The following is a 23,180-nucleotide window of genomic DNA, read 5'->3' on the forward strand; positions in this document are numbered from 1 at the left end:
CCGTGGTGTCACAGATCGGCGAAGTGGCGCGTGGCCAATGGACGGCCGATGTTACCTCGCCAGATCGGCTCGGCATCGATGCCCTCGGCTACCTGCGCAGCTTGCCACTTGAGGCCCTTGTAGCGCTGCTCGGGAAGCTTCAGGTGGGCCTTGGTGAACTGCTCGAAGCTGGCATTCTTGCTACCGAAGTGGAAGTGCGCGAACCACAGACTTCGCGCCGGAACGGTGCGCACATCGCGTACTTCGTACTCCTGAATGAAGTCCGCACGATTGTCGGCGTCGCGCGGCAGCTCTCGGCGCGGATCGATCCGTACGATCTGCACTTGATCGTGGCTGAGCAGATAGTCCAGGTAACCTTCGGTCGGTGTCTTGCTGGCGAAGCATTGCGCGATGCGCAGCGCCGTGCCCTTGGCATACAGCTCGGTGGCTCGGTCGCGCAGTGTCGCCACCAGTGGATCGTCAGCATTCAGGCGCTCCAGATTCGTGGCGCGTTGCTCCAGGTCCCGGGCCTTGATGCTCATCATGTCCTCAAGGTCCTGAGGCGACGCATTGCGGCGCGCGTGACCCTCGATGTTGTCGATGAACCGCGCCAGCCCATCCAGCCGGCGCTGGGCCTCTGCCTGCAGGTCCGGCAGATTTTGCCGAGCAGGCGCAGGGGCCTGTCGCTCCAGTCGCGCCCGCCCGGGGGACTCTATGATCAGCACTTCGGTTTCGCCATTGGCGCCGGTGATGGTTATGCGCTGGCGCGGGCTGTCGGGGTGCTCGACGATACCTGAAACCCAGCCGACGTCCTGAACTTCGTACAAGCGCCGGACCACCGGCACGCGCGGGTTGCCTGGACGCAAGGATTCGCCTCGCCCCGGCAGCTTGCGAATGCCGTCATGAGCGAGGGTTGTCAGCTCCTGCAGGGCGTTGAGCAAGGGCTCGACGTGCACAGTGTCGAACAGCGCCGGGTAAGTCGCGAGCCAGACATTCAATGCGGTTCGATACTGGCGGTAGGTCTGGATACACTGCTCCAGCACCTGGCGGCGTCTCTCGACGTTCGGCGCAGGCGTTACGTCCGGCAGGCTCAGTTGTGTATCGAGCGCCCGCTCCACACCGTTGCGATGGGGCTTCATTTCATTGATCAAGGCAAACCAGTCGGCCGACGCGGGCATGTCATAGCGGTTGATCGCTTCCAGGTATTGCTGTGCCTTGTGCACGTTCATGATGCACGGATTGTGCTTCACCCTGACGGCAGTGGCGTCGTTGATCACCCCGCTGCGGTGGCGCGCGACGGTCACCCGGGCCTCCCATTCGTTCATTTGCGCCATGCGCGCTTCCATGGCCACGGCGTCCTGCGCCAGGCCGATGCGGACCTGCTTGCGTCGCGCCCACAAGGCCATGTGGGCGCGCACATGGGCGACGCCAAAGGGCAGGGTCGCGGACTCGGCGCGGATCTCGTCAAGCTGGTCGTAGCGACGGTTGATCGAATGCTTGAGGGCATACACGTCTTGCTCGGTACGCTGCACGATGGTGGCTGCCAGCGAGCTCAGATCTTCGCGGGCTTTACGCGCGTTGGTACCGGTCAGGGTGGGCTCGACTTCAAGCAGTTTGCCGTGAGTCTGCTTGGCGGTATCGAGCAGCTTGAGTGATTGCGCGTTGAATTGCGCGCGCATTGCGCCGCGGTCCGCGGGGCTGGCACGCTCCATTCGCTCTCTGAGGGCGATCAAAGCGCGGGTCTGGCTCTGCACCTGATCTTTGCTGCTCTCCACCGCGTCGAGCAATACGCGACGGCGATGCTCCAGTCGGTTAGTCAGCCAGTCCGGCAGGTAGCCGCGAATCGGGGCAGGCCAAAGCGGTTCCAGGCCATCGGCCAGATGTCCCAGCACACCACCCCCGCCGGCAAGGCCGCCATTGACCAATTTGCCATACACCGCGCCGTGGGTATTCCACTGGCCGCTTTCATCCAGAGTGATGGGTTGCTGGTAGGTTTTGCTGGAGCTGCCTTTGAGACGCCAGGTGCGTGGGCTGTCGTGCAGGGTGACTGCGTAGACGTGCCCTTGGCTGATGACGAAATCGCCCTGCGGGTGTCGGTAGACAGCGCGATAGATGCCGCTGTTGGCGGGTTCGAGCCCCGATAGATTGATCGAGCCGTTGTACTCATAGCCTTCGAAGCGCCGCGCCGGTTGCGCTGCGCTGCTGGACAGGTAGCGTCGGTGCAGCAGGCTTGGCTGGCGAGCCAGGCCTTGCAGTTGGCGTTGGCGCGTGACACCCCGAACATTGGCTATGCCGGCCCCGGGAAGCAGATCCATCGCGGCATCGATAAGCGACAGCATGACCGATTCGAACTGTTCGAGCCCCTCGTACAGGTCTTTGCGCAGCAGCGCCTTGATGCTTTGATCAAGCGCCTTGAAACCGTCGTAAAGACCCACCGCCGTGCCCACGAACGGCACCATGCCCAACGCCATCTTGATGTAGTGAAAGACGTTTTCGCTGGCCAGTGCGAACTGCTGCAGATACAACGCGTCGTTGCTGCGAGACGTACGCCGGTGCGTTTCGATCATCTGGCCCATGTGCGCGTCGAGCAAATGGTTGGCCAGCGAAGTAGTGTGTGGCCACGGCAACCCGGCATCGATCATCTGCCAGTAATTGCGCTCGTGGGCCTGGCGCAGGCGGCTCAAGTGCGCGGCCCGGTCGCCGCGCAGCGCACGATCGGCCAGATACTCGGCGATCTGCGCGTCGAGGGTGAGCTGGAACAGCCCCTCGCGTGCCTCGTCCAGACTGGCGTAGTGGCGCAAATAGACGCCCGTGGGATCGTCCGGCAAGTAGATCAGTGTCTGCCCGCTGTTTTGCTCCTCGATAAAGGTGACGCCCGAAAGGGTTGCGGTGAGTTCGCCAGTGTCCACGCCCCCGGCGCTGAAGAGCGCGGCCCGCAGCACGATACGTTTGCCGTCGACCTGCCAGGCCCGTGGCGAATCGGCATCGATGGCGATGTCCAGAATCGCCTTGGCGCGAGTGTCGAGCAAGCCCCGTTGGCTGGCGTAGACGCTTTGCATTTGCAGCGCCAGTTGAATCGGCTTGCGTAGACATTCACGGCGGTACTGATGTTTGAAGTCTGGCTCGCCGGCCGTGCCCATGAAGGTGGCGCGGATAAGCGCCGTATAGGCTGCGGACAAATCCAGGGCCGTGACCAGGGTCTGCAGGTAGTGGTAGGTAAACCCTGCCAGCAGCAGCCCGCGTCCACCTTCATTACCACCGCTCACGTGCAGCTCGACGAAGGTATAGCGGTCGCGCAGGTCATCGTCGATATTGGCCAGGGCCAGTTGTTCCAGGGTGAAGGTGGTACGTTTGTCGCTGGGACGCAGCACGGTCTTGCTCGGTACCCCAGGCGCGCCTGAACCCTGAATCGGATCGCGTACTCGATGGACCGAGTCCGGCAGGTCGAGGCTGAGGGTGTAATCACCCGTTACGCCGAAGTCGGCGCGCAGGCGTTGCTGGATACGGGCGCGGGTAAAGTCTTCACGCAGCGGTATATCCCCTTCGAGTAACGATTGAGCGCGCTGCACCGCTGGCACATAGTGCTGGATGAGCGTCTTTAGCCGGTGGCGGTAGGCCTGTGGCAAGGTAGCGAGCCAGCCCGGCAGTTGCGCGTGCAGCGCGCTGCTGCGATTGAGCTCCAGCAGTTGCGCATAGGCTGTCTCGCGGGCTTGATGGTGCGGCACCCGCAATGCGTGTACGGTTTTTTCCACCAGGCCGTGCAACGCTTGCGCTTGCTCGGCCGCTCGAGTGGCGCTGGGGTACTGCTTTAACAACCGTGCGGCTCGGAGCTCGCAGCGGTGCATTTGATTCTGCAGCCCGTAGGCCAGGGCGTCGCCGCTCAGAGGGGTCAGGGTGAGGGTATGCCGGTCATCGTCGTCGAGCGATGGCTTAAGCAACATTTGCTCGAGTGCGGCGTACGAGGCGAAACGTTGCAAGCCGCCATCGACACCAGGCCAGTACAGCAGCAGGCTGCCGTTCGCGGTGGTGTCATCGAGCACGTCCTGGCGAGTGATCACCAGGACGCCATCCAGTTCGCGGGAGCGGCGCGCGCCCCCGGTTTCAGTCATGGACACCGACACCGTGGCGGCGACCACTGAGTTGTCCAGACGGTGAAGGGCGACCGGAGCGTCCAGCACGCTGATGATCATCGCCGCCTCGGCGCTATCCAGCTGCTTCAGCGCTTGCTGGATTTCGGCCTCGGCGCGCAGGCCCGCCAGGCGTGCGGCGTAGAGCTCGTCGTAGGCGGCGTTGGGTAGTTGGCGGAGGCTGTAAAGGTCCTGCGGGGTCTGCGCCTGCACCAAGGTGCGCGCTGCGGTCAGTGCGGCGAGCTGCTGGGTGCTCAAGGCGTCGATGGCGCGCTTGAGCGTCAGCAGGTTCGGATCATCGGCATCGCCTTGGTAATCGGTGCCAAGCAGCGCCTCGAAGGCATCGCGTTGCTGCATAATCGAGGTTTGCCGAGCGGCAAAGTCGAGGTCGGCGTAGAGCTGGCCGAACGGGCTGGCGGCGCCCTGCCGATCCTCAGCGTCGGGCAGTTGCGGGGCTGGGGCGAGCAAGCTCTGGCTGCTGCGGGATGCGTCGAAGCTATCGGCGGCGGCCAATGCCTCGCGGGCACTTTGCGGGAGCGGTAAATCGTTATGGCGGTAGAGGCTGTTGATCAGGTTGTTGCGCAGGCAGTTGACCAGCTCCTTGAACAGCGGCGCAATCCCGTGCTCCTGCTGGCCATAGCCAATGCTGTCCACTGCCGAAAATACCTGCGACGCATCGGGCCACAGGCGATGTTTGTTTTCGAGCAGCCAGGCCTCCAGCGCATTGCGATCGGCGAACAGCGACAGGGCCGGCGCCTGGCCGGGAAGGAAGAGCAATTGCTGGGTGGGCTCATGGCCGTCGTGGGTAATCACCAAGGCCCCTGGCAGTCGCTGTGAGCCAGCCCCCCAAGGCAACAGGGTGATGGTCTCGATATAGACGTGTTCATTATCGAGCAGCGGTTCGCTGTCGCCTGCTTCCAGCACTGCCAGTAGCGGCTTGAGTTCGGCGGCCGTCAGCGTCCCTTGGGCGTAGCTCAGTTGATAGGCGCAGTGCAGGTGTGTCTTGAAGTGCCTGGCGGCGAGATCCCGCCGAGCGTGTGGCGTGCCCGGCGCCCTGGCATTCCAGTAGGCATCCCACTGGCCTGTCACGAAGGCTTGGGGGGCAAGTGCCTTGAGTCGCTGCGCCAGTTCAAGGGCCGTTTTGCCGTGCAAGGGGTGTTGATCCGCAACTCCGCTGACTGCTGCATCGAGGTTCAGCGCGCTCAGGTCAGGCTGCTGAATCACCAAGGCGCAGAGTTCGAGCAAGCTGACGAATTGTTCGCTGTGGGTTTGATCCTCGACGTCGAGCGGGCCGGCGGGGTAGGTCAGGCCGACCTGATCTCCATCCAGGGCCAACTGGGCGTGGAGCAATTGGCGCAGTGAGGCCCTTGCACCGGGGGCGGCGCCTACCAGGTCGAGCAGCTGTTGGCGGCATTCCGTCCATTGCCTGGAGGCACTGAGAAACAGGCTGGGATCCTTGATCGGGCCGGGGCCGGCGTCGAACGGACGTGCAGGAAGCGTTGAGTCGATGGAATCTGTCATGGTTTACCTCTCCATTGGCGTGAAGCCGGCGCGGTCAGTCCTTGCCGGGTCGTGGCGCAATTAGAGAGGTACAGCGGTGCGTGCAGGTTTTACATATGTAGGGATCGATACACGCGGGATAGTCGCTAGCCCAGGCCGTACTTCTTGACCTTGTCGAACAGCGTGGTCTTGGCCATGCCCAGCTCCTGGCTGGCCTGGCTCTGATTGCCGCCACTGCGTTGCAGGGCTTCGCTCAGCAGGTTGCGTTCGAAGGCCTCCACCGCCTCGGTGAAATTCAGCGGTTGCTGCAGGGCGTCGCTGGCGCTCTTCTTGAACGCCGGCAGCCCCAGGGCATGACGCTCGGCGACGTTACGCAGTTCGCGCACGTTGCCGGGCCAGTCGTGGCTCATCAGACGCGACACCGTGCTGGCCTCCAGCGGTGGCGGCTCACGGTCGAAGCGCAGGGCCGATAACTGCAAAAAGTGCTCGAACAGCATGAGGATGTCCTCGCGGCGCTCGCGCAATGGCGGCAGCTCCAGGGTCACCACGTTGAGCCGGTAATACAGGTCGCTGCGAAATTGGTTTTGCTGGCTCAGCGCTTCGAGGTCGGATTTGGTCGCGGCGATGACCCGGCAATCAACCGCGATGGTCTGGTTCGAGCCCAGGCGTTCGAGGGTCCGTTCCTGCAGGACGCGCAACAGCTTGATCTGCATCGACATCGGCATGCTCTCGATCTCGTCGAGGAACAGCGTGCCCTGGTCGGCGTGTTCGATCTTGCCGATACGGCGCTTGCCGGCACCGGTAAAGGCATTGGCTTCATGGCCGAAGATCTCGCTGTCGAACAGGCTCTCGGGCAAGCCGCCGCAATTGAGCGCGACGAAGGCGTTGGTCTGGCGTCGGCTGAAATCGTGCAGGCAGCGCGCGACCAGCTCCTTGCCGGTGCCGGTTTCGCCTTCGATCAGCACGTTGGCCGAGGTGTCGCCGACGTTGGCGATCAGTTCGCGCAGGTTCGCCATCGCCGGCGAGCGCCCGATGATGCGCGTCTCCAGCGCCGAGCGCCCCGCCAGTTGGCGCCGCAGGGAGGTGACTTCTCGCGCCAGACCGCGATGCTCCAGCGCGCGGCGCACCACATCGACCAGCCGCTCTGGCGAAAAAGGCTTTTCCATGAAGTCGTAGGCGCCGGCGCGCATGGCACCCACCGCCATGGAGATGTCGCCGTGGCCGGTGATCAAGACGATCGGCAGGCTCGGGTCGCGGGCTTTCAACTGGTCGAGCAGCTGCAGGCCATCGATGCCGGGCAGGCGGATATCGCTGACGACGATGCCGGCGAAATCCTCGCCGATTCGTGCCAGGGCCTCTTCGGCGCTGCCGACACCTTCGCTGACGATGTCTTCAAGGGCCAAGGCCTGCTGGCAGCCCAGCAACACATGGGGATCATCTTCGACGATCAAAACGCTCAAGGGTGGGTTCATGCTGAGGGGCTCGCTGAAAGGGGTGCGCTCAGGGGCAGGCTGAGGATAAACACGGTACCGTCGGGGCCGGAGCTTTCCATCCCCAGATGCCCACTGGCGGCAGCGGCGAGGCTGGCCGAGAGGGTCAGGCCAAGGCCCAGGCCGAGGTCGCCCGGCTTGGTGGTGAAAAACGGTTCGAACAGGTGCTCGCGGGCATCTGCGGTAATGCCATGGCCGTTGTCGCGCACCCGCAGGCGATATTTGCCCGGTGGCTGTTGCTCATCCAGTTCACCGCTCAGCCACAGTTGCGGCTGGGCCTGGCTGTGCATGGCGTCCAGGGCATTGCCGATCAGGTTGACGAGAATCTGCTCGAGGCGGGTCTGATCGATGGGCAGTTGTGCTGCGGCAACGTCGCGGTGTACTTGCACGCCTTGCAAGCGCGCCTCCAGCAATTGCAGGGCGGCATCGACCGCGCCGGTCAGGGACGCCTGGCCCTGGTCATCGCCGCGTCGGGCGAAGGCGCGCAGGCTGGCGGTGATGCGGCCCATGCGGTCGATCAGATCGTTCATGGTGCGCAGATTGGTGCTGGCGGTCTCCAGCGCGCCGCGCTCAAGAAAGCGCACCGTGTTGCCCGACAGCGTGCGCAGCGCCGCCAATGGCTGGTTGAGCTCGTGGGCGATGCTGGTGGACATCTGCCCGATGGCCGCCAGCTTGCCGGCCTGCACCAGTTCGTCCTGAGCCTTGCGCAGGGTGTCTTCGGCCTGGCGTCGTTCGCGGATCTGGCCCTTGAGCCGTTCGTTGCTGGCACGCAGGTCGCTGGTGCGTTCGGTGATCCGTCGTTCCAGCAGGTTATTGGCTTCCTCGAGTGCCTCGCGGGCGGCCAGGCGCGTGGCGATGACCTTGCGCCGCTCGTTCCAGGCGATCATCAAGATGGTGCACAGGGCGAAGGCCACCGCCACCAGCACGCCGTGGATGATGGCTTCGCGGCGCTGATCCTGCAGGGGCGTGAGCAAGGTGAACTGCCAGCGCGAGCTGTTCAGCGGCTGGCTTTGCGCAAGATACGCGGTGTTGCCATGCAGCCCGTTGTTGCTCGGGAAGGTCAGTTTTTCGATGCCGTCGGTCAGGGTTTCCCGGGCCAGCGGTTGCAGCTCCGAAAACGGCGTCCAGTAGTACTGCAGGCTGCGGGCCAGGCGCTCCTTGGTTTCGGGGGAGAGCGGGCGGGTCGACTTGAGTCGGCGCTCAGGATCGCTGGAGAGAATGATGATGCCGTTCTCGTCGCTGACGAAGGTTTCCAGGTGGGCCCGTTGCCACAGGGATTCCAGCGCTTGCAGCTGGACCTTGATGACTGCCACGCCGATGATCCGGCCATTCAGTTCCAGGCCGTGGGCCAGGTAGTAGCCGGGTTCGCCCGAGGTGCTGCCGATCCCGTAGAAGCGTCCTTGCAGGCCGCGGATGGCGTCCTGGAAATAGGGGCGAAACGCCAGGTCTTCGCCAACATAGCTGTCGCTGTCGCGCCAATTGCTGCTGGCCTGCACCCGGCCGCTGGTGTCGAGCACGTAAATGGCACGGCTGTTACTGCGCCGGTTGAGGCCGTCGAGGTACACGTTGACCGGCTCGCGGTGGGCCGAGTCGGGGTGGGCGAGCAGGGCCGACACGGTATTCTCCAGCTCCAGCAGGCTGGGCAGATAGGTGTAGCGGTTGATTTCGCTTTCCACCGCCCGCGCTTGCAATTCCAGCTGGCGCTGGCCGTTTTCGCTGAGGCTGCGGATGCCGGCGCGATCACTGATCCAGAAGCCGAGGTAACCCAAACCGATCATCAGGGCGACCAGCAGGGGAGGCAGGAACACTTGGCGGATCAGTCGGGGTTTCACGGCGAGATCTGGCGGCGCAGCGCGAAATTGGGAGGGAGCGCATTTCATCACAGTCGCCTTGGGCCGACCAGCGTCCTGCGCCCGACGGGCGGGCACAGAAACGGTATGGCGATGCATCAGTGTTGCAGGATTTTCGCCAGGAACTGCTGGGCACGGTCGGAGCGCGCGGTGACATCGCCGAAAAACTCTTCCTTCTGGCAGTCTTCGACGATCTGTCCCTGGTCCATGAAGATCACCCGATTGGCGACCTTGCGGGCGAAGCCCATTTCGTGGGTCACGCACATCATGGTCATGCCTTCATGGGCGAGTTGCACCATGACGTCGAGCACTTCGTTGACCATTTCCGGATCGAGTGCCGAGGTCGGCTCGTCGAACAGCATCACCACCGGGTCCATCGCCAGCGCACGGGCAATCGCTACACGCTGCTGCTGACCGCCCGACAATTGCCCAGGGTGCTTGTGGGCATGGGCCTTGAGGCCGACGCGGTCGAGCAGCTGCAGGCCCTTTTGCGTCGCCTCTTCCTTGCTGCGGCCCAGCACCTTGATCTGCGCGATGGTGAGGTTTTCGGTGATGGTCAGGTGCGGGAACAGTTCGAAGTGCTGGAACACCATACCCACCCGAGAACGCAGCTTGGGCAGGTTGGTCTTGGGGTCGGCGATCGAGGTGCCGTCGACCACGATGTCACCCTTCTGGAAGGGCTCCAGGGCGTTGACGCATTTGATCAAGGTCGACTTGCCCGAACCCGACGGCCCGCAGACCACCACCACTTCGCCTTTTTTGACTTCGGTGCTGCACTCGGTCAGCACCTGGAAGTCGCCATACCACTTGTTGATGTTCTTGATGGAAATCATACGGCCAACCTTTTCTGCAGACGTTTGACCAGCAGCGACACGCTGAAGCTGATCACGAAGTACACCAGGCCTGCGAACAACAGGAACTCATTGGCCTGGCCAATGATGTCGCCATTGGCGCGGGCAGCATTGAGAAAGTCCACCAGGCCGACGGTGTAGACCAGCGAGGTGTCCTGGAACAGGATGATACTTTGCTGCAACAGCAACGGCGTCATCTTGCGGAATGCCTGGGGCAGGATGATCAGGCGCATGGTCTGCCCGTAGGTCATGCCCAGCGCCTGGGCCGCGCCCATCTGGCCCTTGGCGATCGACTGCACGCCGGCGCGCACGATCTCGCAGAAGTACGCGGCCTCGAACATCATGAACGCCACGACGCAGGAGGTGAACGCGCCCACCGGGGTGTCCTGGCCAGTGATCCAGCGCAGCACAAACGGCACCGCCAGGTAGAACCAGGTGATCACCAGCAGCAGCGGGATGGAGCGGAAGTAGTTGACGTAAGCGCCGGCAATGCGCGACAGCAGCTTGCTCGGCGACAAACGCATCAGCGCCAGCAAGGTGCCGAGGACGATACCGCCGACGATGCCCATGACCATCAGCTGCAAGGTCATCAGCATGCCGTTCCACAGGCCGGGCAGGGCGGGAATGATGCCACTGAAGTCCATTATTTGCCCCCCAGGGAGATCAGCCCGGGCACCGCGACTTTCTTCTCGATCAGGCGCATCAGCAGCATCAGGCTCATGTTCAAGGTGAAGTAGATCAGCGTCGCCAGGGTGAAGGCTTCGAACAGGTTGGCCGAGAACTCGGCGGTCTGCTTGGTTTGTGCCAGCAGTTCCATGAGGCCGATCAACGAGGCCACCGAGGAATTCTTGAAGACGTTGAGAAACTCCGACGTCAGCGGCGGAATGATCACCCGGTAGGCCTGTGGCAGCAGTACGTTCCAGTAGATCTGCGGCAGGCGAAAGCCCATCGCGCGGGCAGCGGATTCCTGGCCACGGGGCAGGGCTTCGATGCCGGTGCGCACTTGTTCGCAGACCCGCGCGGCGGTGAACAGCCCCAGGCACACGACCACGCTGAGGAACGCCGAAGTGGTCGGGTTGAGGTCCTGCTTGTACCACTCCTGCAGGTTGGCGGGCAGCAAATCGGGCACCAGGAAGTACCAGATGAACAGCTGCACGAGCAGCGGCACATTGCGAAACAGTTCGACGTAGGCGCTGGCAATTCCGGCTACCCAGCGGTTGGGCAGCGTACGCATCACGCCCAGCAGCGAGCCCAGCACCAGCGCGATCAGCCAGGCGACGATGCTGATGCCGATGGTCCAGCCCAGGCCGGCGACATACCAATCGAGGTAGATTTCGCTGCCGACGCCGGTGGATTTAAAGAACACGCTCCAATCCCAGTTGTAATTCATCAGGGTCTCCCCTCTGTAGCGAGCCACGGTTGCTCGCTGGCCCGCGATGGCGGGCCAGTGAGGTCAGTCAGTTGTTACTGCTTTTTATCCGGGGCGGGCTGGTCGCTGGGGTTGGCGATCAGTTGCTTGAGCTCGTCGCTCATCGGGAAGTTCAGGTTCAGGCCCTTGGGTGGGATCGGCTGGGTGAACCATTTGCTGTAGATGCCGTTGATATCGCCCGACGCGAAAGTGGCCTTGATGGCGTCGTCCACGGCTTTTTTGAATGGCTCGTCGCCCTTGCGCATCATGCAGCCGTAGATTTCATAGGACTGCGCGGTGCCGGTGACGGCCCAGTCGGTGGGCTTCTTGGCCTTGGCCATTTCGCCGGCCAGCAAGGCGTCGTCCATCATGAAGGCCACGGCGCGGCCTGATTCGAGCATCTGGAACGATTCGCCATGGTCCTTGGCCGAGATGATGTTCATGCCCATCTGCTTGTCGGCGTTCATCGACTTGAGGATGCGTTCAGAGGTAGTGCCAGCGGTGGTCACCACGTTCTTGCCCTTGAGGTCGTCAAAGTCCTTGTAGTCCGAGCCTTGCTTGGACAGCAAACGTGTACCGATCTCGAAGATGCCTACCGAGAACGCCACTTGCTGTGCGCGTTCGGCGTTGTTGGTGGTGGAACCGCACTCGAGATCGACAGTGCCGTTCTGTACCAGCGGGATACGCGTCTGGGAGGTGACCAGGTTGTAGTTGACCTTCAGGTCCGGCATGTCCAGGTCTTTCTTCAGGGCGTCGACGATTTTGAGCTGGATGTCGTGGGAGTAGCCAACGGGTTTGCCCGAGGCATCGGCGATGTAGGAAAACGGAATGGACGCATCGCGGTGGCCCAGGGTGATGGTCCCGGATTCCTTGATCTTTTTCAGGGTGCCGGTGAGCTCGGCGGCGAATACGGGGGTGCTGATCAGTGCGGCGGTAATGGCAACGCCCAACAGGTGGGGAACGATACGCATCGACTACTCCTCGAACTTTGTTTTTTTTATGGAGCCCGCAGGCTCGCTCGAACGAACGCCTGTTGAGGCATTCGATGAGAAGGGTAGAGCAGAAGTCGTGCCAGCCTGCGTGTTGATGTTTTTGCTACTGATTTATAAGGATTTTTTGCGTGTGGGGGAGATAGGGCGCAAATGTGATGTACGGTTTTTCGAATGCTTGGCTGACGAGGATTCGGAAATCCGAACGGGGTTGATAGCCTGTTTGCGAGCAGAGCCCGCTCCCACAGGTGCGTGAATCTGTGGGAGCGGACATGCCCGCGAAGGCATCGGCTCAGGCGGCCACGGTGCCGCTGGCCAGCTTGGCCTTGTCCAGGTAGCGCGCCAGATTGGCCTGCTCTTCCGGGGTGGTGAACAGGCCGAGCTTGGTGCGGCGCCAGAGGATGTCGTAGGCCTCGCAAGCCCATTCCTGGCTGCGCAGGTAATCGACTTCGCGGGTATACAGACCGCCCCCCAGATGTTCGCCCAGATCGTTCAGCCCCTGCACGCCCTCAAGCAGCTGCCAAACGCGGCTGCCATAGGTGATCGACCAGCGCTGGGCAAGGCCTGCGGGCAACCAGCCGAAGCGGTTCTCGAGGGTCTGCGCCAGCGCCTGCGGGGTGGTCATGTCCTCGCCGCCAGGCAGCGTTGCCTTAGCGGTCCAAGGTGCGGTCATCTGCTTGAAGAACGGTGCCAACTGGGCCATGGCCGACTCGGCGAGCTTGCGGTAGGTGGTCAGCTTGCCGCCGAACACCGACAGCAACGGGGCCTCTTGCGCCGAGCCGCTGAGCGACAAGGTGTAGTCGCGAGTAATGGCCGACGGATTGTCGGACTCGTCGTTGCACAGTGGGCGCACGCCGGAGTAGGTGGTGATGATGTCGTCGCGGGTCAGCTGCTTCTTGAAGTGTGCATTGACCACGTTCAGCACGTAGTCGGTCTCCTCCTCGGTGACGGTGACCTTGGACGGATCACCGCTGTATTCGCGGTCGGTGGTGCCGAGGATGGTGAAGCGCTGCAGATAAGGAATGGCGAAAACGATGCGCTGATCCTCGTTCTGCAAGATGAAGGCGTTTTCGCCTTCGTAAAGCTTGGGCACGATCAGGTGGCTGCCCTGAATCAGGCGGATACCGTACGCAGACTCCAACTTGAGATCTTCGCGAATGAACTTGGCAACCCATGGCCCGCCGGCATTGACCAGCGCCTTGGCGGTGATGGAGAAGCGCGAACCATCGGCGCGCTCCAGTTGCACCAGCCACTGGCCGCCGACGCGCTGAGCGCTCAGGCAGCGGGTGCGAGTATGGATGTGCGCGCCGTTTTCACGGGCGGCGATGGCGTTGAGCACCACCAAGCGGGCGTCATCGACCCAGCAATCGGAATATTCGAAACCGCGGCTGATCACGGGCTTGAGCGGGCTGTCGGCGCCGAAACGCAGGCTGCGCGAGGCTGGCAGCTTCTCGCGCTTGCCCAAATGGTCATAGAGGAACAGGCCGGCGCGGATCATCCAGGCCGGGCGCAGATGCGGGCGGTGCGGCAGCACGAAGCGCATAGGCTTGACGATGTGCGGCGCCTTGGCCAGCAACACTTCACGCTCGGCCAGCGCCTCGCGCACCAGGCGGAATTCGTAATGTTCGAGGTAACGCAGGCCGCCGTGGATCAGCTTGCTGCTGGCCGACGACGTGTGGCTGGCGAGGTCGTCCTTCTCGCACAGGAATACCGACAGTCCGCGGCCGGAAGCGTCCGCAGCAATACCGACACCATTGATGCCGCCACCGATCACGGCAACGTCGTAAACCTCGGCCAGCGGTGGGGTGGTCACGGTTGAATGGGGCATCGGGCGGCCTCCTGAGCATATGTGGCGCAAATTATTAGAGTGATTTCGAACATTCATGTTCGATTTCGAAAATACTAGCGCAATACTGAAGGCGTATCCAGTCGAATTCGATTGAATTTATGCAGGAGTGGGCTAAAGAAAGGAACATTAACGAACATTCAGCGGGGGCGAGAGGGCGGGCCCCCGATTTCATTACCGAAGCCACCGTCTGTGTGACTGAGCCACTATTCGGCGGCAAGCCCCCTCGCTACGGGCTGGGGTGGCGTTACACCACTTCGAGGCGCACCTTGTGCTGGTTCAACAGCTGGGTCAGGGAAGCCACCGGTGGTTGGTCGGTCACCAGGCAGTCGATCAGGCTGATCGGGCCCAGGCGGACCATGGCGTTGCGCCCGAACTTGCTGGAGTCGGCGGCCAGGATGACTTGCCGCGCGTTGGCGATGATCGCCTGGGATACCCGTACTTCCTGATAATCGAAGTCAAGCAGGCTGCCGTCTTCGTCGATGCCGCTGATACCCACCAGCGCGTAATCGACCTTGAACTGATTGATGAAGTCGACACTGGCCTGGCCCACCACACCGCCATCGCGGCGCACGTTGCCGCCGGCCAGCAGCACTTCGAAATCGTCCTTGCCGCTGAGGATGGCAGCCACGTGCAGGTTGTTGGTGATGACCTTCAGCTGGTTGTGGTTGAGCAGGGCGCGGGCGATGGATTCGGTGGTGGTGCCGATGTTGATGAACAGCGAGGCATGGTCCGGAATCTGCGCGGCGATGGCTTCTGCGATGCGCTGTTTTTCGTCGCGCATCTGATCGGCGCGCATGGCGTAGGCGGTGTTTTCGATACTGGAATCATAGGCCGCACCGCCGTGGTAGCGACGCAGCAGGTTGCTCTCGGCGAGCTGATTGATGTCGCGGCGGATGGTCTGCGGGGTAACGACGAACAGCTGGGCCATTTCTTCGATACTGACGTAGCCGCGTTCGCGGACCAGTTCGATGATTTGTTGTTGGCGCGGAGGCAGGTTCATGGGCATTCCTTCAGGCTGCCGTACAAATTCCCCCATGATGCCGCAGGATTGGCATTAGAGCCAGCATGCACGGCGCCGGCCCCCTCCTCCAGAGAGGGCTGGCGCCTGTCGGACTGCAATCAATCCGCGTCGTGCGGTTCCCAGTCGCGGGTGCGCTCGACCGCTTTCTGCCAGCCGGCATAAAGCTTCTCTTTCTCCGCTTCGCCCAGCAGTGGCTCGAACTCGCGCTCGATCACCGCCTTGCCGCGCAGCTCGTCGAGGCTCTTCCAGAAACCGCATGCCAGGCCTGCCAGATACGCCGCGCCCAGTGCCGTGGTCTCGCGCATTTGCGGGCGCTCGACGTGGGTGCCGAGGATGTCGGCCTGGAACTGCATCAGGAAGTTGTTGGCTACCGCGCCGCCATCCACGCGCAAGGCCTTGAGACGTTCGCCGGAATCCTGTTGCATGGCGTCCAGGACGTCACGGGTCTGGTAGGCGATTGATTCCAGTGCGGCACGGATGATGTGATCGACCTTGACCCCGCGGGTCAGGCCGAACAGCGCGCCACGGGCATAGGGGTCCCAGTACGGTGCGCCCAGGCCGGTAAAGGCCGGTACCAGATACACGCCGTTGCTGTCCTTGACCTTGCTGGCGAAGTACTCGGTGTCGTAGGCATCGTTGACCAGCTTGAGCTCGTCACGCAGCCATTGCACGGTAGAACCACCGTTGAACACCGCGCCTTCCAGTGCGTAAGCCACTTCGCCGCGCGGGCCGCAGGCGATGGTGGTGAGCATGCCATGCTTGGATTCGACCGCCTTGGAACCGGTGTTCATCAACAGGAAGCAGCCGGTGCCGTAGGTGTTCTTGGCCTGGCCCGGTTCCACGCACATCTGCCCGAACAGCGCTGCCTGCTGGTCGCCGGCAATCCCGCCGATGGCGATGCCGCTCTTGGTTCGGCCGTAGATTTCGGAGGACGATTTGACCTCTGGCAGCATCTCGCGCGGGATGTCCAGGGTTTCGAGCATCTTGGCGTCCCACTCCAGCGTGTGGATGTTGAACAGCATGGTGCGCGAGGCGTTGGTGAAGTCGGTGACGTGGGTCTTGCCGCCCGTGAATTTCCAGATCAGCCAGCTGTCGACGGTGCCGAACAGCAATTCGCCACGGCGCGCGCGTTCGCGGCTGCCTTCGACGTGGTCCAGGATCCATTTGAGCTTGGTGCCCGAGAAGTAGGGGTCGATCACCAGACCGGTGGTGGCCTTGATGTACTCTTCCATGCCGTCCCGCTTGAGCTGCTGGCAGATCTCGGCGCTGCGTCGGCACTGCCAGACGACCGCATTGTAGATGGGACGGCCGCTTTCCTTTTCCCAGACCACGGTGGTTTCGCGCTGGTTGGTGATGCCGATGCAAGCGACCTGATCATGGTGCAGGCCCGCTTTTGCCAGGACCTCGACCATGGTCGCGCTTTGCGTGGCGAAGATTTCCATCGGATCGTGTTCGACCCAGCCTGGTTGCGGGTAATGCTGAGTGAATTCGCGCTGCGAGCTGCACACCACATTGGCATCGCGATCGAAGATGATCGCCCGCGAACTCGTGGTGCCTTGGTCAAGGGCGATGATGTAGTTCTTGTTCTGAATATCGGTCATGGCGATGGCCTTGCGCAAAAAGTGGATGAATCAGCACGGTGGGCACGAAGCGGGTCAGGCTCGGGCTTTTTCCCCGGCAATGTTTTTGACGGTATCAGCAACAACGGGCTCGGGCGTTGCGACCGGCAGATTGCGGCCGATCAACACGCGGTATGCCCCGGCACCCAGGCAGGCACCAATGATCGGTGCAAAGATGGGAATCAGGAAATAGGGGATATCACGACCACCGGTGAAGGCGATATCGCCCCAGCCCGCGAGGAAGGTCATCAGCTTGGGCCCGAAATCCCGCGCCGGGTTCATCGCGAAGCCGGTCAGCGGGCCCATCGAGCTGCCGATGACCGCCACCAGCAAGCCAATCAGCAGCGGTGCCAGCGGGCCGCGGCGCACGCCGTTGTTGTCATCGGTGAGGGCCATGATCACGGCCATCAGGATAGCGGTGATGACCATCTCGACCAGAAACGCCTGGGGGGTGCTCAAGGCCGGATGCGGATAGGTAGAGAAAACCGAAGCCAGTTGCAGGCTTTCGACGCTGCCCCGCACCATGTGATGGGTTTGTTCGTAATCGAAGAATAGCGAGCTGTACAGCGTGTACACCAGCGCCGCGCCGCAGAAGGCGCCGGCAACTTGGGCAACGATGTAAAACGGCAGTTTGCGTTTTTCGAAACCGGCGAACACGCACAAGGCGATGCTCACCGCGGGGCTCAGATGGCCGCCGGAAACACCGGCACTCAAATACACCCCGAGGCTGACGCCCACGCCCCAGATGATGCTGATTTCCCACAGGCCGAAGCTGGCGCCCGCGACCTTGAGCGCGGCCACGCAGCCGGTACCGAAAAAGATGAACAGTGCGGTTCCGAGAAATTCGGCCACACATTGACTGGACAACGTCGGTTGCTGGATCGAGTGGGTCATGTGGTACCTCTTTTTTGTTTTTGTCTGGCGCCGTTGTGGCGCTCTGTATTGTCCCGGCCGTAAAACCCCATCACGGTCGGCGGTGTCGCGGCGAATGGTCGCAGTTTGACGCACGATCTTCACAAACGAAAAAATATAGACAAGAAACGCATATGTCAAAGGTCGAAAGTGAACCAGCGGCCATTATATGACCGTCGGGCGGGTCGATGATGGCGAAAAGACTGCGCAAGGCGTCGATCAAGGGGGAAAAATACTGCCGTTTCGGCCAGAATCCATTGGGCGTCGGTGTGGTAGCCGGCGCTTTCCCTGAATTGCAGGAGCCCTCATGACACCCGCTCTGGATTTACTGAAAAAAGCCCGCGCCGAACATCGGATTCACAGTTACGAACACGATCCCAAAGCAGCCTCCTACGGCTTGGAGGCGGCAGAAAAGCTCGCCCTGCAACCTGAGCAGGTGTTCAAGACCTTGTTGGCCGCCACTGAGCGTCACGAATTGCTGGTGGCCGTGGTGCCGGTGGTGGGTAGCCTCGATCTGAAAGCGCTGGCCCAGGCCGCCGGCGTAAAAAAGTGCGAGATGGCCGATCCGGCGGCGGCGCAGCGCTCTACCGGCTACCTTCTTGGTGGCATCAGCCCGTTGGGGCAGAAAAAACGCCTGCGAACTTTCATCGATCAATCGGCTCAACCCTTTACTACGATCTTTGTCAGTGCCGGTCGTCGTGGTCTGGAGGTGGAATTGGCGGCATCGACGCTGGCCGAGCATACCCAGGCTCAGTTCGCCGCCATTGCCAAGGCCTAAGTTTTTTCAATCGTCGCTCGCTTATCCTAGAGGTCTGGCCATGCCACTGGACTTTCACCAGGTTGACGCTTTTACCGAACATCCGTTCGCCGGGAATCCGGCCATCGTCTACCGCCTGGACGCCTGGTTGCCTGACGGGCGGATGCAGCAGATTGCCGCAGAGCATAACCTGGCAGAAACGGCGTTCGTGGTGCACGAAGCGGCGGGTTGGCACATCCGCTGGTTCACCCCGACCACCGAGGTCCCCCTGTGCGGGCACGCCACTTTGGCCGCTGCCCACGTGCTGTTCGAGATCTATGCATTGCCCGGCGACTTCATCGAATTCGCCAGCAAGTCCGGGCGTTTGAGCGTCACCCGCGAAGGTGGTCGGCTGTGGCTGGACTTTCCAGTTATCGAGCCCAGCGAGCTAGGCGTGACGGTCGATGTCGAGCGGGCGCTGCGCACGCCGGTGGTCGATGTGCTGGCGTCGATGTCGCTGCTGGTGGTGCTCGAATCGGAAGCGGCGGTGAGGGCATGCCAGCCGGACTTCGCGTTAGTGGCCAAATTGTTATGGCCGGGGGTGATTATCACCGCTCGCGGCGACCATCACGATTTTGTCTCGCGCTATTTCGCGCCGGCTATCGGTATCAATGAAGATTCAGTGACCGGATCAACTCACTGCAGCTTGATTCCCTATTGGTCGCATCGTCTGAACAAGACGTTGCTCAGCGCCTGGCAGTGTTCCGCCCGCGGCGGTGAGCTGGCGTGCAGGTTGGAAGACGATCGAGTGAAAATCGGCGGATATGTCAGGCTGGTGGCCAGCGGCAGGTTGCTGGTGGAGTAGCCGGCTGCACTGGCGTGGCAACTGGGGCATTGGCGGCTAGAGCCTGCTCCAGCAGGTTTGCTAGCGCTGCTGGAGCGGGATTATTGACTGACTGACGGCGCAAAGCTGACCAGCGGCCCGGGTCGCAACGCGATGCCGATTTCGCTCCCGAGTGCGTACTGCAACTGGCTTGGCAGCAAAGCCTCTACCGCCGCGCCGCTGGGCAATTGCAGGCGGTACAGGATCGACGCACCCTGGAACACCGTGCCCAGCACCCGCGCCCGCACCGGGCTGTCGGGGGCGTGCAGCAGGCTGTCCGGGCGAAGCAGTATATCGACGGCAACCCCTGGGGCGACGTCAGCATGGGCTTGCACCTCACCCAGTTCGGTGTTCACACCTCGCCCCTGGCCCTGCTGGCCGCGGATGAAGAACCCTTGGCCGATGAAGCTGGCAACATAGGGTGTTTTTGGCGCGTGATAGAGATTGTAGGGCGTATCCCACTGCTCCAGTCGGCCCTGCTTGAACACTCCGACCTGATCGCTGACGGCAAAGGCTTCTTCTTGGTCGTGGGTGACCAGGATGGCACTGGTGCCGCGGTGCTTGAGGATATCGCGTACCTCATGGCTGAGGCGCCGACGCAACTCGACATCGAGGTTGGAGAAGGGTTCGTCGAGCAGCAGCAGTTGCGGTTGCGGTGCCAGGGCGCGGGCGAGGGCGACGCGTTGCTGCTGGCCACCGGACAGCTCATGGGGGAAGCGCTGCCCCAGCCCTTGCAGGTTGACCAGCTCGAGCATTTCATCGGCCAGCGTACGCGCCTCGGCCTGCTGGCGAATACCGAACAGTACGTTGTCGGTCACCGTCAGATGGGGAAATAGCGCGTAGTCCTGAAACACCATGCCGATCCGGCGCTTTTCGGGTGCCACGGTGAAACCGGAGCGGGCGACGGTTTTGCCGCCCAGGCGAATCTCACCGGCGTGCACCGCCTCGAAACCGGCGATGGCGCGCAGAGTGGTGGTCTTGCCGCACCCCGAAGCCCCCAGCAGACAGCCGATGTCGCCCGCTTGCAGCTGCAGATTCAATTGCTGGACGACGGGCTGGCCACCATAGCTGCAGGCCAGGTCGTGAAGCTCGAGCAGGCTCATGCCGGGTGATAGCCCGTCTCGACGAGGAATTCGAGCAGAGCTTTCTGGGCGTGCAGGCGGTTCTCGGCTTGATCCCAGGCCACGGCGCGTGGGTCGTCGAGCACGTCCAGGCTGATTTCTTCGCCGCGGTGCGCGGGCAGGCAGTGCATGAACAGCACATCGCTGGCCGCCAGGTCGAGCAGCTCGCGGTTGACCTGATAGGGCGCGAACAATTTGAGGCGCCGGGCGGTTTCTTCTTCCTGGCCCATGGAGGTCCAGACGTCGGTGCTTACCAGGTGAGCGCCACGTACGGCTTCTTTCGGATCACGGAAAATCTGCACGCGATCGCCAGCCAGGGCGACGAATCTGGGGTTCGGTTCGAAACCTTCCGGGCAGGCGACGCGCAGCTGGAAATCGAACTGGATAGCGGCTTCGATATAGCTGTTGCACATGTTGTTGCCATCCCCGATCCAGGCCACGGTGCGGCCCTTGATCGAGCCACGGCGCTCGAGGAAGGTCTGCATGTCCGCCAGCAGCTGGCAGGGGTGCAGATCGTCGGACAGGCCGTTGATCACCGGTACGCGGGAGCTGGCCGCGAACTCGGTGATATTGCTGTGGGCATAGGTGCGGATCATCATCACGTCGAGCATGCTTGACATGACGACCGCGCAATCGCCGATCGGCTCGCCACGACCCAGTTGGGTATCGCGCGGCGACAGAAAGATCGCCTGGCCACCGAGCTGGATCATGCCAGCCTCGAAAGACAGCCGGGTACGGGTCGAGGATTTTTCGAAAATCATGCCCAGCACACGGCCTTTCAGCGGTTCGAACAGTACGCCGCGGTTACGCAGGTCTTTGAGCTCGACCCCTCGACGAATGATGCCGACCAACTCATCGGGCGTGCAATCCATCAGGGAGAGAAAGTGCCTTGCGCTCATCATTGACTACCTTTTTGCAACGGACCGCAGATCGTCTATAAGACCGTTTCGACAAAAACAGCTGAGACCTGCGGGCGAAAGCCGCACGGGGCGACGAAAATAAGGGAAGACGCGATCGTATAAGAAAATGTCGCGCCTTACCAATAGCGGCTACTCTTTATCGATGGGTTTGCAAGAAATAATGCCGCGAGACCACCGAGAAACCGCTACTGGAATGCCTCGGGAAAGAGTGCAACGATTTATGACAGGCGCCGGTGAACAGCCCTTTTCAGAGCCTGTTTGACTCCCACGGGGGCCGAGCAGGGCTTTTTGTACACTGGACCTGCAGTCTTTGGCAATGAACTCCGTGCAGACGCCCAGGGTCATTGGTAGAGACGGGCATCCCGCAATTCGTTCCGATCCGATAGCGGGACGTTCCATAAAGTCCTTGGGTGAGATATATAGTGTGTCCCATGCGATACAGGGAGTCGTGGAATGGATTCAAGAGAGCAACAATTGATGGAGTTGCTGGGCATTACCGCCCGTACGCTGACCCATCTGACGGCATCGATGACGTCGATGTCGTTCGAGCTGCTGCGCAGTGAAGACTCCGTTACCCGCGCCGCAGGTAAACGCATGATCGACCGAATGGCGACCATCAGCACCGGGCTCGATGAGCATTGGCGTCTGATCGGCGAGCTGACGGGCGTGCCATTGGCTCAGGAAGAGGTCGAGACCGTGCTGGAGATCCAGCTGCTCAACCCGCCTTCCACGGTTGTGCCATTGACTTCATGAGGCGAGGGGCTGCCCCTTGATTCATGAAAGTGGGCCGGTGGTCCCATGCTTGAGCGTTTTGCTCGGCTTTTTGTTACCATTGGTCACCGTGCCGACATTCTGAGTCGGAAAGTTTAGCCGAGGTGCTCCAATGGATATCATCGAAACGATCAAAGATCAGATTGCCGCCAACACCGTACTGCTCTACATGAAAGGTGCACCCAATGCACCGCAGTGTGGTTTTTCGGCCAAGGCATCGCAGTGCATCATGCAGTGCGGCGAAAAATTCGCTTACGTGGACATCCTGCAAAATCCGGAGATCCGCGCCAATCTGCCTAAGTACGCCAATTGGCCGACCTTCCCGCAACTGTGGGTGGGCGGCGAGCTGATCGGCGGCAGCGATATCATCGCTGACCTGTTCGCCAGCGGCGAGCTGCAAACCACCATCAAGGCTGCCGTCGAAAAAGCCAAGGCCGCTGAGGCCCAGGCAGACGCCTGAAGTCTAGCCTGCGTCGTGGGAGCGGGTCCTGCCCATTCCCACAGTAGAGGCAGTGTTTGCCAGCCATGAAAAAGCCCGGCCTCCTTTGCAGGAGCCGGGCTTTTTTACGGCCGGCCGAAAGTCAGTCTTCTTCGCCCATGCCCGATTGCAAGTAGTTTTCGATACCGATCTTGTCGATCAGGCCAAGCTGGGTTTCCAGCCAATCGATATGCTCTTCTTCCGATTCGAGGATATCTTCAAGCATTTCGCGGCTACCGAAGTCTCCAACGCTTTCGCAGTGGGCGATAGCGGCCTTGAGGTCCTGATGGGCCTTATGCTCGAGCTTGAGGTCGCATTCGAGCATTTCCTGGGTGTGTTCACCGATGAGGATCTTGCCCAGTTCCTGCAGGTTGGGGATGCCTTCCAGAAAGAGAATACGCTTGATGATCTTGTCAGCGTGCTTCATCTCGTCGATGGATTCTTTGTACTCGAGCTTGCCGAGGCGATTCAGGCCCCAGTCCTCATACATGCGTGCGTGCAGGAAGTACTGATTGATCGCAATCAGCTCGTTCCCGAGGACTCTGTTGAGATGCTGGATAACGCTGATATCGCCTTTCATGGTTGGCCCTCACCGGCTCTTTAACTGTCTATGTGCCGGAGTTTGAGCCTGGCCACGAAGACTGTCAAACCTAAGTTATTGAATAATAAGTGAAAA

18 protein-coding genes are annotated in these 23,180 nt (G+C 61.7%); 4 read left to right on the top strand and 14 right to left on the bottom strand.

What is annotated here, in order from left to right:
- Positions 1-8 precede the first annotated feature (8 nt).
- The 11 genes from LIX93_RS16025 to LIX93_RS16075 form a co-directional block, all read right to left on the bottom strand.
- Positions 9-5,627 carry a DUF6543 domain-containing protein gene (locus LIX93_RS16025; protein WP_226505037.1) on the bottom strand — a complete coding sequence of 1,873 codons (5,619 nt, stop codon included), beginning with the start codon at positions 5,625-5,627 and terminating at the stop codon, positions 9-11.
- Between the two features lie 125 nt (positions 5,628-5,752).
- Positions 5,753-7,078, bottom strand: a complete 1,326-nt coding sequence (locus LIX93_RS16030; protein ID WP_226505038.1) for a sigma-54 dependent transcriptional regulator — start codon at positions 7,076-7,078, stop codon at positions 5,753-5,755.
- Complete coding sequence (locus tag LIX93_RS16035; RefSeq protein ID WP_226505039.1) at positions 7,075-8,976, bottom strand: ATP-binding protein; 1,902 nt, start codon at positions 8,974-8,976, stop codon at positions 7,075-7,077. The genes LIX93_RS16030 and LIX93_RS16035 overlap by 4 nt, the downstream gene beginning before the upstream one ends.
- Positions 8,977-9,044: 68 nt before the next feature.
- Positions 9,045-9,779 (bottom strand): amino acid ABC transporter ATP-binding protein, encoded by a 735-nt coding sequence (locus LIX93_RS16040; RefSeq protein WP_226505040.1) that lies wholly within the window; start codon positions 9,777-9,779, stop codon positions 9,045-9,047.
- Complete coding sequence (locus LIX93_RS16045) at positions 9,776-10,444, bottom strand: ABC transporter permease subunit (protein ID WP_226505325.1); 669 nt, start codon at positions 10,442-10,444, stop codon at positions 9,776-9,778. Before LIX93_RS16045 ends, LIX93_RS16040 begins: the two co-directional genes overlap by 4 nt.
- Positions 10,441-11,187 (bottom strand): amino acid ABC transporter permease, encoded by a 747-nt coding sequence (locus tag LIX93_RS16050; RefSeq protein ID WP_226505041.1) that lies wholly within the window; start codon positions 11,185-11,187, stop codon positions 10,441-10,443. The genes LIX93_RS16045 and LIX93_RS16050 overlap by 4 nt, the downstream gene beginning before the upstream one ends.
- 74 nt (positions 11,188-11,261) lie before the next feature.
- The gene (locus LIX93_RS16055; RefSeq protein ID WP_226505042.1) at positions 11,262-12,176 is read right to left on the bottom strand and encodes a glutamate/aspartate ABC transporter substrate-binding protein; all 915 of its coding nucleotides are present in this window, start codon (positions 12,174-12,176) and stop codon (positions 11,262-11,264) included.
- Between the two features lie 310 nt (positions 12,177-12,486).
- The gene (gene glpD, locus LIX93_RS16060; protein WP_226505043.1) at positions 12,487-14,022 is read right to left on the bottom strand and encodes a glycerol-3-phosphate dehydrogenase; all 1,536 of its coding nucleotides are present in this window, start codon (positions 14,020-14,022) and stop codon (positions 12,487-12,489) included.
- A 265-nt stretch (positions 14,023-14,287) separates the two neighbouring features.
- Positions 14,288-15,043, bottom strand: coding sequence for a DeoR/GlpR family transcriptional regulator (locus LIX93_RS16065; RefSeq protein WP_226505044.1), 756 nt, complete (start codon positions 15,041-15,043; stop codon positions 14,288-14,290).
- Positions 15,044-15,162: 119 nt separating this feature from the next.
- Complete coding sequence (gene glpK / locus LIX93_RS16070; protein WP_226505045.1) at positions 15,163-16,665, bottom strand: glycerol kinase GlpK; 1,503 nt, start codon at positions 16,663-16,665, stop codon at positions 15,163-15,165.
- Between the two features lie 54 nt (positions 16,666-16,719).
- Positions 16,720-17,577 (bottom strand): MIP/aquaporin family protein, encoded by an 858-nt coding sequence (locus LIX93_RS16075; RefSeq protein ID WP_226505046.1) that lies wholly within the window; start codon positions 17,575-17,577, stop codon positions 16,720-16,722.
- A gap of 325 nt (positions 17,578-17,902) precedes the next feature.
- Here LIX93_RS16075 and ybaK point away from each other — a divergent pair, with 325 nt between their 5' ends.
- The gene (gene ybaK / locus LIX93_RS16080; protein WP_226505047.1) at positions 17,903-18,373 is read left to right on the top strand and encodes a Cys-tRNA(Pro) deacylase; all 471 of its coding nucleotides are present in this window, start codon (positions 17,903-17,905) and stop codon (positions 18,371-18,373) included.
- A gap of 40 nt (positions 18,374-18,413) precedes the next feature.
- A complete protein-coding gene (locus LIX93_RS16085) occupies positions 18,414-19,196 on the top strand; it encodes a PhzF family phenazine biosynthesis protein (RefSeq protein ID WP_226505048.1) in 783 nt (260 codons plus the stop codon).
- An 80-nt stretch (positions 19,197-19,276) separates the two neighbouring features.
- Here the strand turns inward: LIX93_RS16085 and LIX93_RS16090 are convergent, their stop codons facing one another.
- Both LIX93_RS16090 and argF read right to left on the bottom strand, forming a co-directional pair.
- Positions 19,277-20,317, bottom strand: coding sequence for an ABC transporter ATP-binding protein (locus tag LIX93_RS16090; RefSeq protein ID WP_226505049.1), 1,041 nt, complete (start codon positions 20,315-20,317; stop codon positions 19,277-19,279).
- Positions 20,314-21,234, bottom strand: a complete 921-nt coding sequence (gene argF, locus LIX93_RS16095; protein WP_226505050.1) for an ornithine carbamoyltransferase — start codon at positions 21,232-21,234, stop codon at positions 20,314-20,316. The genes LIX93_RS16090 and argF overlap by 4 nt, the downstream gene beginning before the upstream one ends.
- A gap of 474 nt (positions 21,235-21,708) precedes the next feature.
- Between argF and LIX93_RS16100 the strand changes: the two genes are divergently transcribed.
- The gene (locus LIX93_RS16100) at positions 21,709-22,008 is read left to right on the top strand and encodes a hypothetical protein (protein WP_226505051.1); all 300 of its coding nucleotides are present in this window, start codon (positions 21,709-21,711) and stop codon (positions 22,006-22,008) included.
- Between the two features lie 130 nt (positions 22,009-22,138).
- Entirely contained in the window at positions 22,139-22,486 is a 348-nt protein-coding gene (gene grxD, locus LIX93_RS16105) for a Grx4 family monothiol glutaredoxin (protein WP_226505052.1), read from the top strand.
- A 121-nt stretch (positions 22,487-22,607) separates the two neighbouring features.
- Here the strand turns inward: grxD and bfr are convergent, their stop codons facing one another.
- Positions 22,608-23,084 carry a bacterioferritin gene (bfr, locus tag LIX93_RS16110; RefSeq protein ID WP_226505053.1) on the bottom strand — a complete coding sequence of 159 codons (477 nt, stop codon included), beginning with the start codon at positions 23,082-23,084 and terminating at the stop codon, positions 22,608-22,610.
- Between the last annotated feature and the right edge of the window lie 96 nt (positions 23,085-23,180).

Origin of the sequence: Pseudomonas sp. MWU16-30317 (assembly GCF_020515695.1) — a bacterium.
Classification (GTDB): Bacteria; Pseudomonadota; Gammaproteobacteria; order Pseudomonadales; family Pseudomonadaceae; genus Aquipseudomonas.